The following is a 14628-nucleotide window of genomic DNA, read 5'->3' as shown; positions in this document are numbered from 1 at the left end:
CATGTATTAGTTATGCCTAAAAAATAACAACTAGCGTAAAAATCACTCTACTACGCTATATTTACCTTGAGCATCCCACTCGTACATAACGTAGTCGGAAACGGTCAAATCGCCTTTTTCATCAAAGTCCTTTTTACCCATTACGGTATCTACAGAGTGCGTTTTAAGCCACTCGGCACCTTTGATCGGATCTAGATTATTGTTGGCCAAAGCGGCAACAGCGACTTGCATAGCGGTATATGAGTAAAGCGTGTAACCCTCTGGCTCATAGCCTGCATCGCGGAATTCTTTGATTACTTTAGCACCAGAAGGGTAAGACGTTGGTGGCGCACCAAATGTCATTAATACACCATCTACGTATTCTGGAGAACCGGCAACAGATACAAACTCATCGGATACGATACCATCACCTGAAATGAAGATGGCTTTAGAACCTTGTTCACGTAGTTGACGAACCAATGGACCGGCTTCAGAGTGAAGTCCACCAAAGTACACAACGTCTGCATCGACTGAGCGAATCTTAGTAATCAAGGCGTTAAAGTCTTTTTCACCACGCGTCAAACCTTCGTACATGACTTCGTTTACGCCATAAGCATTCAGTGTGGACTTCATTGCATCAGCTAGACCCTTACCATAAGTGTCTTTGTCATGGATGACAGCAACACGTTTAGCGCCTAACTTATCGACGATATAACTGGCAGCCACGTCACCTTGCTGATCGTCACGACCACAAACACGGAAAACGTTTGGTAAACCTTGATCTGTTAACGTTGGGTTCGTAGAGGCAGGTGTTACCATGATAACACCTGCTTCTTCGTAAATTTTGGACGCTGGAATAGAAGAAGAGGAACAGAAATGACCCACCACAGCTAAAGCGCCATCGGAGTCAACTAGGCGGTTGGCCACAGACACCGCTTGTTTTGGCTCACAGGCATCGTCCGCTTTCACCAATGTTATCATTTCACCATTGATGCCACCTGCGGCATTGATGTCTTGAGCGGCTTTTTCAGCCCCTTTCCATAACTGCTCACCAAAGGCCGCATAAGCACCAGTATGAGGACCCGCGACACCGATAACGACATCCGCTTGAGCCAGCGTCGCCGCACCAGCAACAGCAAGAGAAATTAATGTTTTTCTAACAACCGCATTTGACATAAGAAAAGCCTCTATTCGTTTTGTGTTTTATCGTTATTATTCAAAAGCAAGAAGCGTTCCAATAATTTAAGCCCAAAGAAAAAGCAGAAAATATGGAACTTTCACAGCAACTATCCAAAAAATGTGCACTGGAATGAAGCTACACATTAATATCAGTCTAAAGTTTGGTCAATAGTAGTGCAGATAAATATTACAAATAACCTAGGAGAAATTCTGTGGCGCAAAAAAAATACAAAATAAATCACTAGAATTATTTAAATTTATGGTTTTTTAAACTATTCGATAAGGAGATTTGCACCAAGCAGGCGCAAGATATTAGCGGGCAAAAAGAAAGGGCAAAAAATGATGTCATTAGGCCTATTGTGAAAAATCACACTCAATATAATCTAGTACAAAAAACCAATAATAAATTGATAAAAACTCGGTTTTTTTATCAAAAAACTCCGACTTCATTAAAAATCGGAGCTTTTCGCTTATTTTGTTTCAGACGTGGTCGGCTTAGAAGGAGGAGAAGTGACCAATAATTCAGAAATCCTCACTAAACGAACCCCATCTCGCTCTAAATCACTTAGACGCTTCTTGAGATATGCCGTGGTTTCTGGATAAGGGTGCCCTATCGCTAAAGCACTTCCATGACGTTTAGCCAGTTTTATGAGACGAGAAAATTGCTTATCAATCGCCTCTTCCGTGCGGATATTGTCTAAAAATACGTCCCGGCCAACCGTTCTTAACCCATATTCTTGTGCGGTTTTTTTCGCCACACTTTGAGCGCTGGTTAAACTATCAATAAAAAACAAGGATCGGTCTTTTAACGTTTCCATGACCCATTCCATTGAGTGGACCTTAGTGGTTAACAAACTGCCCATGTGATTATTTACCCCTTGAATACCAGGCAAACTGTCCAAATCTTTGCTTAACGTGCTTTTTAATTCCTCTTCCGTCATGCTCGCATACAAACCACCAGGACCAAGTTTTAACTCTCGCTGATTTTCCATTGGCGCATGCAAAAGCGTAATGCGGCGTTGTTTCTGTGAGGTCAGCGCGGTTTGCAAAGCAAAAGGCGTACTTGGCAGAATCGCTAATGCCACTTCAGTTGGTAGCAATAAAGACGATTCCATGCCATCTCGACTGTAACCAAGATCATCAATCAAAATCGCTATTTGTGGCATTTTGGGGTGCACGTCAACCGCTAACATTTTGGCCGGCGTGATTATTTTTTTCGGAGAATCAGTGGAAACAGGCTTAGGGACTGAAAGCAGGCTCTCATTAGGGACGACATCCAGCAGAACGGGGACATCTAACAAAGGCGCAATAGAAGGTTTCCATGGCGCCTCTTGCGGATCTTGTAAAATGGAAGGGTAAGAATCAGATGGCACACGAGTCTCAGTTGTGTTTTCTGGTTCTAACAACACCGGTCCCAAATGCTCTGGCAAAATGATCGGCTCTTTCTCGGAAGGCGTCTTGTCTGACACCACCATGACACCTTCCTGTGACGCCACCATGCCCTCTTCTGACGCACTCACGTCATCCGATGATTCGACAACATGTCGCTTGTCCGCCAAAGAGTCATCCAGATAATCAGGATCAGCCTCCGATGCATAGACTCCTCCAGACAAGGCGAATAAAAACCCTGCAAGCAACCACACTTTCTTAATATCAAACAAAGGAGTCTTTACCCCAACAATACATTTGTGAAAAACAGATCGCTATTTCTGCACTAATTTAGGCAAGGTTTTCAGAATCGTAACCGCTTGAAACAATTGAAAATCTGTTTTTGCCAATTCACCAATATCGGACAAAACGTCCGCACTGGTTCGTTCTTTACCGCCCGTACCATTTCCTAAATGCCCTTTTAGCTCAGACTCTTTCACCAAAAACGGGTCTTTATCAAAGGTTAATGTCGCTTGTGGCACAATCAGATCGGGCGTAATACCCTGAGCTTGGATAGAACGACCATTTGGCGTGTAATATAAGGCGGTGGTTAATTTTACCGCATCACCATTGGATAAGGGAACCACTGTTTGAACAGAGCCTTTACCAAACGTTTCCGTGCCTAACACCACTGCACGCTGATGATCCTGTAAAGCACCAGCAACAATTTCTGACGCCGACGCAGAGCCATCGTTTACCATAACAACAACAGGAATTTGCTTAAATTTTGTATTTTTCGCAGTGGCCTTAAACTGACTTTTCGACATCTCATGACGCCCACTGGTATAAACGATCATACCTTTATCAATAAAAGCGTCTACCACCCCAACAGCACTTTGCAAAACACCACCGGGATTATTACGCAAATCTAAGACAACCCCTTGAATTTTACTTTGTGCTGCGAGTTTATCGATGGCTTCATAAAACTCGATGTCGCTATCACCTTGGAATTGACTGATGCGAAAATAAGCGATTCCCGTGTCTAACCACTTAGCCGTCACACTGGCGTCTTCAACCAAACGACGTGTTAACTCGTAATGTTTAATTTCACCGTCTCGCTCGATATCCAGCGAAACAGTAGAACCCACTTCACCACGCATGAGCGTCACAATATCTTGCATACCCAAGTCAGTAATTAACGTATTATCAATTTTGATAATAACATCACCAGGCAAAATCCCAGCCTCGGCAGCAGCGGAGCCATCCACAGGCGTGACTATGGTCAATCGCTTGTCTTTCATCTCGACTTCAACACCAATGCCCGCATAATTACCAGAGGTCAGCTCATTAAAATCGGCCAATTCTGTTTTCGTAAAATATTCGGAATGCGGATCAAGACCAGAGACCATGCCTTTTAGCGCTTTATGAAGTATGTCCTCATCAGACAGTGTTTCAACGTAACCCTCGCGAATGGTTTCGAAGGTTTCAACAAAGGATTGAATCTCGGCAGTAGGCAATTTAGATGCTTGTTTAGTATCCGCAGAAAAAGCCGGCTGAACCAATAGCACCATAAACAAAACGGGTATTCGTTGACGCAAAATATTGATCATATTACTTCCTATGACTTTTTTACTAGCAGCGGAACTGGGACGGTCATGCACGTTACCCAGCATCTATCCAAGAAAGTGGTTTTAATGGCGTACCATTATGGCGAATTGCAAAAAATAAAGCAGCATCCGGACGACCACCAGTACTGCCAGCCATGGCGACAGTATCATTGGCTCCCACCCATTCTCCTACTTCTTTTAATAAACTTTGGTTATAACCGTACAGTGACATATAGCCATCACCATGGTCTAAGATGAGTAGAAAGCCGAAACCACGCATCCAGTCAGAAAACACGACACGCCCTGAAAATATAGCGTGAACAGGCTCGCCTTCTTTCGCTCTAAGCGTCACTCCACCCAAATTGATACTGCCCGTTGTGGGCAAAGTCGCCAACGTCTTTAACGGCCTCACTAACTTGCCACGTTGGGATGAAAAAGGCACATCTTGATCAGGGATTTTCACATCCGCCAGTGCTTCTTCTAAGCGTTGCAGCATGTCCTGTAAGTTCTGTTGATCCTGCAATAATTGCTTAGAACGTTTATCGCCTTGGGCTAGATCCTGATCAAGCTTTACCAATAAATTACGGCGTTCAGTTTGTTGACTTAGCAGGCGACTGCGCTCTTCTTTAAGCTGACTCTCTTCTTTGGCTTGTTGGGCTCGATGACTGCGAATGCTATTTTCAACCAAACTGAGATCGTTCACCTCATTCACAAACCCGTTGATCAAGGACTGCCTTGCCGTAGAAAAATAGCGATTATATTGCACTAAACGCTGCGCTTCTTCAGAGGTATTTCCATTTAATAACAACTTAATGCTTTCTTCATTACCGGAACGATAAACCGCCCTTAATTGGGCGGCTATTTGTTCATTTTGCTGTTGGATACTAAGCTGAAGGGAACGCTGCTGGACTCTTAATTCGCCCAGCTGCTCGTCACCTTTTTTTAAGCTTTCCTGAATTTCTTGGATTTTTTTAAGCAGTGCCTGAATGTCTTTTTCTTTGCCTTCAAGTTGCTTCTCTACATCCGATCGCTCAGACTTTAAATCCTTTAGCCAGCTATTGAGCTTTTGCAAATCTTTTTGCAACGCTTGTATTTGTTGCTTGGCTTCTTCAGGCGTTTGCGGTTCACCTGCTGTCCAACCTAAGCTGGGCAGCAAGCACAAACACAAAAGCAAACTACGAAATAGTAAGACCATTACCGCCTCATGCCCGTGTGAGCAAGCTCACACCTGTCATTTCTGCTGGCTTGTCCATTCCCATCATGTCGAGTAACGTTGGGGCAAGGTCACACAATGCCCCTTCTTTGATACCCAAACCTTGCGTAGGAGAAAACAGCACTAGAGGCACAGGGCCAATCGTATGAGAGGTTAAGGGCTGAGAACCATCATCGCTCAACATTTGCTCTACGTTACCGTGATCGGCAGTAATCAAACATTGACCACCATTCACTTTCAACGCCTCGATAATTCGACCCAAGCAAGCATCTACCGCTTCTACGGCTTTAACGGCGGCGTCAAAAATACCGCTGTGCCCCACCATGTCGCCGTTGGCAAAGTTACAAATAATGGTGTCATATTTGCCCGCTGTGATGACTTCAACCAGTTTGTCTGTGACTTCTGGTGCGCTCATTTCAGGCTTCAGGTCGTAAGTCGCCACATTGGGAGACGGGATCAACTCACGTTCTTCACCATCAAACAAAGCTTCTTCGCCACCATTAAAAAAGAACGTCACGTGAGCGTATTTTTCGGTTTCGGCAATGCGTAATTGTTTTTTGCCATGCTTGGCTAGCACTTCACCCAAGGTATTGGTTAACGCCACAGGCGGAAACGCCACATCTGCTTTAATATCCGATGAAAATTCAGTGAAAGTCACAAACGCTGCCAGTTTTGGATAAACGGCACGAGTGAAGCCATCAAAGTCGGCATCGGTAAAAGCACGCGTTAATTGACGCGCACGATCCGGACGGAAGTTAGCAAAAATCATCGCGTCGCCATCTTGAACTGGTACCGCGTCACCAACGACAGTCGCTTTGACAAACTCATCGTTTTCATCACGATCATAAGCGGCTTGAATCGCGCTCTCTGCCGTGTCCGCTTGAAACTCACCTTTACCTAACACAATAGCATCGTAAGCGGTTTGTACACGATCCCAGCGATTATCACGGTCCATAGCAAAATAACGTCCTGTTAGCGTCGCGATTTTACCCACACCCAACTCGGCCAATTTTGCTTCTAACTCAGCTCGTGGGGTTTGAGCGGAACGTGGTGGTGTGTCTCGGCCATCGGTAAAACCATGCACATAAACCGCTTTGGCACCACGTTTTGCAGCCAATTCACACATCGCCATGATTTGCTCATGATGACTATGAACACCACCGTCGGATAACAAACCAAGAATATGCACCGCTTTACCTGCAGCAACCGCTTTGTCCACTGCGTTCACTAGGGCTTGGTTTTCAAAAAATGACCCATCTTCAATGGCTTTGCCAATACGAGTAAAGTTTTGGTAAACCACTCGACCCGCACCTAAATTCATGTGCCCCACTTCGGAATTACCCATTTGGCCTTCAGGCAGCCCGACCGCTAAGCCAGACGTTTTGATGAGTGTATGCGGATGACCATTCCACAACGCGTCCCAGTTAGGCGTGTTAGCTGCGGCAATGGCATTGGAGGTAGAGGTTTCGCTGTATCCCCATCCGTCAAGGATGAAGAGAGCTGTGGTTTTTTTGTTCATGTTAATCTATCCCGTAAATTGATCATGAGTATGACTTGATACTATCACAGGCTTGTAATTTAGTTACAGAGTAGCGTGGCTATTCAGACTATTAATTTCACTAATCACGCACTAAGCCTCATTTCGTTTTGTCAGTAACCAGTCACGAAAAATCACTACTTGCTCAAGATCTGCTTTATCAACTGGGTACGACAAAAGGTACTCATGGGGGGTCGAGACAGCGCTACCAAAAGGCGCTACCAGTTCGCCATTCTGTAGACTACGTTCCGCCAATATTGTGGGCATAATCGCAATGCCCATGCTGTTTTTCGCGGCTTCAAGCAACATATGAAAATGCGCGAAAGACGCCCCAGCAAAGGAACCACTTTCTAAGCCTTGCGCTACCATCCAGTCAGGCCATGCATTGATTCGGGATGATAAATGCAGAAAAGGGAATAAGGTGACATCTTCGACTCGCCATGACTCAGTGGATTTATTAGCAATTCGTTTCAATAACGCAGGTGAGACCACCGCGACCACTTTTTCCTTCATCAATTGATGAGAAATCGCACGAGGCCAATGATCACCACCATAATGCAAAATAATATCAATACTTTCTGGATCGATCTTAGCGGCATCGTCTAAGGAACGAACCTTAATTTGAAATTGTGGGTGAGCGGTTTGAAATTCTGCAAGAAGTGGCATCAGCCAATAAGATGCCAAGGTAGGCAAAGCTGAAATAGTCAGAGTGGTTTTTTCATCTTCGCGATGCAACATACGCAAACACGCATTTTCCATCCCATCTAGTAACGGCACCACTTCTTTGTAATAAGCCGCGCCCGTTCCGGTTAACACCAAGCGTTTATTAAGACGAATAAACAAATCTCGTGACAAGAATTCTTCAAGGTTACGAATTTGACGGCTGACGGCACTTTGAGTGAGATGCAACTCTTCCGCGGCTTTTGTGAAACTTAAATGTCGTACGGACGCTTCAAAACATTTTAGTGCAGTTGACGATGGGATATAACGGCGCATGTAGGCGTTACTCATTCACATAAATAAAAAGGCATAAATAAAAAGACAAAAAACGCAAGCAAACACAAGAAGATAATAACTGTATCCTATATCAGATGTATTCCCAACCAGTAAAATAAAAAACGCACCATAAAGATGCGTTTTATTATCAGCGTTATTCACTGTGAACTTACATGACGGCCAAACTAATCGACACCTTGCATGATGTCGCGAGCTTAGTCATCATTCTAATCCAAAGCATGTGACTGCTGCCCAATATGATACGTATGCGCTCCCACTTCGTAAAACAAACGTTTCAACTCACGAAACGAAATGTCTCTCAGTACTGTGGTCGGTATCGACAAACTTTCTCTTCGACCCGAAAGCCACTCAGCCAACTCCGCACCAACCACTGTGCCAGGCCCAATTCCCCGACCGCTGTAACCGGCCACACTAAACAAGCCCTTTTCTAATTGTTGGCAATGAGGTAAATGATCTTCACTGTAAGCAATTTTTCCCGTCCAACAGTAATCCCATTGCACTTTACTTAAAATGGGAAAGAGTTCGGTAACACGTTGTGTAGCCCAGTTAGACAACACGCTGCCCTCGCCGCCCATGCCACCAAAGACTAAGCGACCTTGTTGGTCTAAGCGGAAAGAACTCATCACGGTACAGGTATCCCAGACGCCTTCTTTATTTGGAAGAATACTGGCCAACTGCGCTTCACTTAAAGGCTTGGTTGCCAATTGAGAATAAAAAATCGGCACAAATTTGCGCGCTTGCTCTTTCACGCCAAATTCACTGTAAGCGTTCGTCGCAAGCATCACTTTTTCAGCGTGTACCTGCCCCTTTTCCGTGTGCAAAACCCAACCGTTGTCTGCAGGTTCGATTTTACTCACAGGAGATTGGTCAAATAGCTTAGCTCCCTCTTTTAACGCGGCGTGAGCCAACCCACGAGCGTAGGCCAAAGGTTGAATCGTGCCGGCGCGTGGATCAAACAAGGCGGAATTAAATTTACTCGAACCGATACGAACTTGCGCTTCGGCGGCGTCCAACAACTGAACAGGCGCACCACGCTTCTGCATTTGTTCACAACGACGCTGTAATTGTGCCAAACCTGATTTCCCCACGCCTGCATGTAGGGTGCCATTGCGAACGGGCTCACATTGAATGTCATATTCTTTTATGAGGCCATAGACAAACTCGGGCGCCGCTGCGAGAGCCTTGTACATAATGCTTCCCGCTTCTGTTCCAATGGCATTATCCAACTGGTCGGGTTCTAACCAAACACCAGCGTTCGCCAAGCCAACATTACGTCCGGATCCTCCAAAGCCCACTTCTTGAGCTTCAATCACAGCAACAGAAATGCCGAATTTAGCTAAATGTAATGCCGCTGAAAGCCCCGTAAAACCCGCGCCAACAATCACCACTTCGACATCAACGCGCCCTTCAAGAGGCGCCAACACAGGCGCCGCTGGAGAGCTGGCGCGCCACAAAGAATTGCAGATTTTATCAGACATAAAATGACCTCATCAGGACATTGGCCAGAACGCAAATAGGCGAGAAAAAGTCTCGCCTATTGAGTTACCTAATCCGGTGTATTACTCAAAAATGATTCCCTGAGCTAATGGCAAATCACCACCATAGTTCACTGTATTTGTGGTACGACGCATGTAGTTTCTCCACGCATCCGAACCCGACTCACGACCGCCACCGGTTTCTTTTTCACCACCGAACGCACCGCCAATCTCGGCACCAGACGTACCAATGTTCACGTTGGCAATACCACAGTCAGACCCTGCTGGAGACATGAACATTTCGGCTTCACGCATGCTTTCAGTAAAGACAGCAGACGATAACCCCTGTGGCACTTCGTTTTGAATTTCGATGGCCTCTTCAAAGGTGTTATACGTCAATACATACAGGATAGGCGCAAAGGTTTCTTCATGAACAATTGGCGCATCGTGAGCAATACGAACAATCGCAGGACGCACATAAAAACCACCCGCCGGAACGCCTTCGGTCACACGTTCGCCACCGCAGACAATCTCGCCACCTTGTTTTTTCGCGGTTTCTAGGGCCGCTTGCATACGATTAAAGCTACCTTCATCAATCAGTGGCCCAACCAAATTACCTTCAACAATTGGACTGCCCACACGAAGCGAACCATAAGATTTCGCCAAACGCTCAACCAAGCCATCCACGATAGATTCATGGGTAATCAGACGACGCAATGTGGTACAACGCTGACCCGCTGTTCCGGCCGCCGAGAAAACAATCGCACGCAGCGCAAGATCCAAATCCGCGGTATTAGACACAATCATCGCGTTGTTACCGCCAAGCTCTAACAAAGAACGACCTAAGCGACCCGCAACGGTTTTTGCCACCGCACGGCCCATTGCCGTCGAACCTGTCGCGGAAACCAGCGGGAAGGTCTCGCTTGCCGCAATCGCTTCACCAAGATCGCGGTCACCAATCATCACAGACACCGCCGCTTTAGGAATATCAGGCATGTCAGCAATCACATTTTGCGCGATTTGGTACATCGCCAAGGCACACAAGGGGGCTTTTTCAGAGGGTTTCAATAGGATTGGGTCACCACACACCAGACCCAGCATCGCATTCCATGCCCACACTGCCATCGGGAAGTTAAACGCTGTGATCACCGCAACAGGACCCAGTGGATGCCATTGCTCCATCATACGATGGCCTGGACGCTCCGACACAATAGACAAGCCATGCAACATCCGAGATTGACCAACAGCAAAGTCACACACGTCGATCCACTCTTGTACTTCACCCAAGGCTTCAGGAGCAATTTTGCCAGCTTCTAAGGAGATCACTTGCGCCAATTCGTTTTTGTACTTACGCGCTTCTTCGCCAATACGACGGACTAATTCGCCTCGACGTGGCGCTGGAATCACACGTAATGCTTTAAACGCGTCTTTTAGTTCAGCATTTACCTTGTCTAGCTGAGCTGGAGTCGCATTGTTAAAGGTAGACAATGCCTTACCATCGATTGGACTGTGAGCGGAAAAAGTGCTGCCTTCACCCAAAGCAAGTGTATTACCGGTTAATACGCTGTAAAAAGTATCGCCTTGTTTTAGGCTATTTACGCCCAACGTTTCTAAGCAAGTAAGTGACATAGGAACCTCTAATATTTATGTATAAATTGAACTTAACTTTCTTCACCTTAACCAGCCTAGAGCAGAATGAGAAATACCGTTTTCCTGCTAGTGGTCTAGTTTTTTCCTATAGCCAGACAATTTTCCTATAGGTATATTAGAAAGACATAGAACGCCATTTTTGCAAGAACCACCTTTATAAAGAGCACACAGATGGACATTCGATCGTTACGTTATTTTATTGCTGTTTACGAAGAGCGCAGCTTAAGCGCCGCCGCCAAGCGTTGCTTCGTTGCGCAACCGTCGATTTCCACCACGGTAGCCCAATTAGAAGATGATCTAGGCACCAAGCTCTTTGTTCGCCATTCCAAAGGCGTATCGCCCACTGACAGCGGCTCACAGCTTTACCCCCATGCTTGTAAAATGGTCAGCGATCTCAGCGCCATGCGCAGTCTATTTATCGAAACGCCCACACCGCTGGCCCTGTCTATTTCATTAACGCCGTTTTTATCGGGTGCGCTGATCAGCCAAGTCATCAAAACCATGCTGGATGAAGTCCATGGGCTGACCTTAAAGCTTGTCGATGAATCAGAAAGTGCCGACTTGCGTTTTACCTGCCAACGCTATACCAGCGAAGAAGACGTGTTTTATCCGTTATGGGAAGACGACTATGTTATCGCCATGCCGCTGGATCATTGGCTAGCAGACTTTCCTTCGCTGTCCATTAAACAAATCGATAAACAGCCTTTTATTTCACGCACACCGTGCGACATTTTGGAATCATGGAACTACTTGATGCAAAAACAAGAACTCACCACCGATGTTCGTGCTCAAGTAAAAACAGAAGAATACGCGTTAGATTTGGTCGCGGCGGGACTGGGCATCTCGTTAATCCCAGAGCATTCCTCACGAGGCCGCAACGATCTGTGCTTACGACCGTTGAACGATGTGAAATTAAAGCGTGTGGTGGGCCTAGCGCACAAAAAAGAACGCAGCTTTCCGGCACACCTAATCAACACGATTCTGACCGCCAAGCAGCAATTATTAATCAATAAAAATCCGACTGAGATTCGGCTCGCATAACTTTTACGCATCACAAGGTGCGTTTTTACCTTTTGCATTACCACTGACCATTGCACTAAAGTAGCGGAATCGATCTAACATTCATGGCAGGAAACCTTATGACTCCAACCGATTTTTTCGCATCCTTGTGGGATCATTACACAGCCGTTACCCCACAGGCTCAACGCATCCAAGCATTATTCAAAAGCCATGGTGAAAACGTACTGAACGATCATGTGGCCTTTCGCACGTTTAATAACTCACCGATCTCGTTAGAAAAGTTAGAACCACAGCTAGAAGCCATTGGCTACAAAGCTTATGGGGCGTTTCGTTTCGAAAACAAACACCTAAAAGCACGCTGTTACCAGCACCAAACGGATGTGGATTCGCCCAAGATTTTTTTATCTGAGCTCTTAGTAGAAGAGCTGCCAGCGAACTGCCAAGAGATTATTGGTCAGTTCATTGCCCAAATCCCAGCCGATGCCGTACAGACGCCGGCTATTTTCTGGGCAGGTAGATTGTGGCAAACACCCACAGAGGCCGAATACCTAACCCTTGCCGAGCACAGTGAATACGCGGCTTGGTTGTCTACCATGGGATTACAAGCCAACCATTTCACTGTCAGCATTAACCATTTGGAGACATTCCCAACCATTGAGGATGTTAATACACTCGTTCAAAGCGAAGGCTACGCACTCAACCAAGTCGGTGGTTTGGTAAAAGGGTCGCCTGAACTCTTTCTTGAGCAATCGTCCACCATGGCTGACAAAATCGATTTCACTTTTGCCGATGGCAAACAAAAAACCATTCCAAGCTGTTTTTATGAATTTGCCCGTCGTCATGTTATGCCTAATGGCAAACTGTTCGACAGCTTCATCGAAGGCAACGCCGATAAAATCTTTGATTCCACCAGCGCAAAGTAACAATCCGGCAAATGAAAAGCGTATAACGAGCCCAAGCGGCTCGTTTTTACTGTTTCAGCCTAGCTCAGTTGCCTCTTTGTCATATTCCCATGCTAGAAACCTTTTAAACGAGTCTTTGAGGCACGCTAATCACACAAAGCTTTCTGAGAGTCTGTACCGATTCTACTGGCCGTGTATAATGCTCGCAGTTTAAACATGGGCCTTACGATTATGATGAACCAACTTATTGAATTTTCTATCAACCACTGGGAAATGGTCGCTGTCTTTTTAGCGATACTTGCTACACTACTGTTTGTTGAGAGCAAAGGCGGTGCGCAGGGGCTAACCCCTTCGGCAGCAACCAATCTGATGAATAATGAAGATGCCGTTGTTGTTGATATTCGTCCAGAAAAGGAGTTCAACACCGGTCACATTACGGGTGCAATGAATATTCCTGCTACTAAAATGCAGGACAATTTAAAGCGTCTTGAAAAACACAAAGACACTCCAATCATTATTGTTTGTAAGTCGGGCATCACGTCTGGCGCCAGCGCAAAAGACCTCAAAAAAGCGGGCTTTAGTAAAATATACAAACTTCAAGGTGGTATTGTAGAATGGCAATCATCTAACCTACCACTAGTGAAAGGATAAGAGAGAATATTATGGCCACTGTCACTATCTATTCGAGCGATTACTGTCCGTTTTGCGTCAGAGCTAAACAATTATTAACGGCAAAAAATGTTGCCTTTAATGAGATCCGTGTAGACGGAGAACGTGAATTACGACAAGAAATGATGGAAAAAAGCGGTCGCCATACTGTCCCACAAATTTGGATCGGTGAACGACATGTCGGCGGCTGTGATGATCTTTATGCCCTTGAGCGTGAGCAAAAACTGGACGCTTTACTAGCGCAGTAATGCCTGAAAATATGACTTCATTCACCCAATAATAAAACGAAACCATTAACAAAAAGGAACCAAGATGTCCGATACAGCTGAAACACCAGAAGCACAAGAAGCGCAAACACCACAACTTTCCATGCAGCGCGTGTTTTTAAAAGACATTTCTTTTGAATCTCCTCGTTCACCCATGATTTTCCAAGAAGAATGGAAACCAGAAGTCGGCTTAGAGTTGAACACAAAAAGCCGTCAAGTGGGCGAAAGCGTCTACGAAATCGTTCTAGAAATTACCGTCACGGTAAAAAACAATGGCAACACAGGCTATTTGGTTCAAGTTCAACAAGGCGGTCTGTTCGTTATTTCTGGCCTTAACGACCAACAACTTCATCACGCATTGGGAGCATTCTGCCCTGCGACACTGTTCCCTTATGCCCGTGAAAACATTGACGCTGTTGTGGTAAAAGGCAGTTTCCCTGCGATTATGCTTGCGCCTATCAATTTTGATGCGCTTTATATCGAAAGCCTACAAAAGCAACAAGCGGAAACCAAGCAATAATACGAGCGAATGGCGAAAGCAAATAGACGTTAAGAAAAAGAGGCTACTGCCTCTTTTTTTGTTGCATAATAAGCATCTTGAGATCATCCAACACAACGGAAGCTGTGATGAAAAAGAAAAAAAAGCCTTGTCCGAATTGTCTAAGAGCCCGCTGGCTTATACTCTATTTGGGGTGTTTTGCCTTACTCACCCTTCTTTTTGCCAATCAGTTCTTAGAAAAAGGAAT

Annotated in this window: 13 protein-coding genes; 5 read left to right on the top strand and 8 right to left on the bottom strand. The window is 45.5% G+C overall.

Annotated features, from left to right (window positions below; all coding sequences use genetic code 11):
• Nucleotides 1-42: 42 nt before the first annotated feature.
• From DK187_RS07505 to amaB, 8 genes are all read right to left on the bottom strand, one after another.
• A complete protein-coding gene (locus DK187_RS07505) occupies nt 43-1155 on the bottom strand; it encodes a branched-chain amino acid ABC transporter substrate-binding protein (protein ID WP_111606729.1) in 1113 nt (370 codons plus the stop codon).
• Between the two features lie 473 nt (nt 1156-1628).
• Nucleotides 1629-2819 carry a divergent polysaccharide deacetylase family protein gene (locus tag DK187_RS07500; RefSeq protein WP_223232245.1) on the bottom strand — a complete coding sequence of 397 codons (1191 nt, stop codon included), beginning with the start codon at nt 2817-2819 and terminating at the stop codon, nt 1629-1631.
• A gap of 42 nt (nt 2820-2861) precedes the next feature.
• Nucleotides 2862-4136 (bottom strand): S41 family peptidase, encoded by a 1275-nt coding sequence (locus DK187_RS07495; protein WP_111606728.1) that lies wholly within the window; start codon nt 4134-4136, stop codon nt 2862-2864.
• A gap of 52 nt (nt 4137-4188) precedes the next feature.
• Nucleotides 4189-5328: a murein hydrolase activator EnvC family protein gene (locus DK187_RS07490; protein ID WP_111606727.1), complete on the bottom strand. Its 1140-nt coding sequence runs from the start codon at nt 5326-5328 to the stop codon at nt 4189-4191.
• 7 nt (nt 5329-5335) lie between these two features.
• The gene (gene gpmI, locus DK187_RS07485; protein ID WP_111606726.1) at nt 5336-6865 is read right to left on the bottom strand and encodes a 2,3-bisphosphoglycerate-independent phosphoglycerate mutase; all 1530 of its coding nucleotides are present in this window, start codon (nt 6863-6865) and stop codon (nt 5336-5338) included.
• A 111-nt stretch (nt 6866-6976) separates the two neighbouring features.
• Nucleotides 6977-7879: a LysR substrate-binding domain-containing protein gene (locus tag DK187_RS07480; protein ID WP_111606725.1), complete on the bottom strand. Its 903-nt coding sequence runs from the start codon at nt 7877-7879 to the stop codon at nt 6977-6979.
• Nucleotides 7880-8106: 227 nt separating this feature from the next.
• A complete protein-coding gene (locus tag DK187_RS07475) occupies nt 8107-9378 on the bottom strand; it encodes an NAD(P)/FAD-dependent oxidoreductase (RefSeq protein ID WP_111606724.1) in 1272 nt (423 codons plus the stop codon).
• Nucleotides 9379-9459: 81 nt separating this feature from the next.
• Complete coding sequence (gene amaB / locus DK187_RS07470) at nt 9460-11004, bottom strand: L-piperidine-6-carboxylate dehydrogenase (protein WP_111606723.1); 1545 nt, start codon at nt 11002-11004, stop codon at nt 9460-9462.
• Between the two features lie 192 nt (nt 11005-11196).
• Between amaB and DK187_RS07465 the strand changes: the two genes are divergently transcribed.
• The 5 genes from DK187_RS07465 to secB all read left to right on the top strand — a co-directional run bounded on the left by DK187_RS07465 (nt 11197) and on the right by secB (nt 14402).
• Nucleotides 11197-12066 (top strand): LysR family transcriptional regulator, encoded by an 870-nt coding sequence (locus DK187_RS07465; protein ID WP_111606722.1) that lies wholly within the window; start codon nt 11197-11199, stop codon nt 12064-12066.
• Nucleotides 12067-12164: 98 nt separating this feature from the next.
• Nucleotides 12165-12968: a DUF1338 domain-containing protein gene (locus tag DK187_RS07460; RefSeq protein ID WP_111606721.1), complete on the top strand. Its 804-nt coding sequence runs from the start codon at nt 12165-12167 to the stop codon at nt 12966-12968.
• A gap of 210 nt (nt 12969-13178) precedes the next feature.
• On the top strand, nt 13179-13598 hold the full coding sequence (locus DK187_RS07455; RefSeq protein WP_223232246.1) for a rhodanese-like domain-containing protein: 420 nt from the start codon (nt 13179-13181) through the stop codon (nt 13596-13598).
• A gap of 11 nt (nt 13599-13609) precedes the next feature.
• Complete coding sequence (grxC, locus tag DK187_RS07450; RefSeq protein ID WP_111606720.1) at nt 13610-13864, top strand: glutaredoxin 3; 255 nt, start codon at nt 13610-13612, stop codon at nt 13862-13864.
• Nucleotides 13865-13928: 64 nt separating this feature from the next.
• Nucleotides 13929-14402: a protein-export chaperone SecB gene (gene secB / locus DK187_RS07445; protein ID WP_111606719.1), complete on the top strand. Its 474-nt coding sequence runs from the start codon at nt 13929-13931 to the stop codon at nt 14400-14402.
• The last annotated feature ends 226 nt before the right edge of the window (nt 14403-14628 follow it).

It is taken from the genome of Marinomonas arctica (assembly GCF_003259225.1).
Lineage (GTDB): Bacteria > Pseudomonadota > Gammaproteobacteria > Pseudomonadales > Marinomonadaceae > Marinomonas > Marinomonas arctica.
This window is presented reverse-complemented; position numbering and strand designations above follow the sequence as displayed.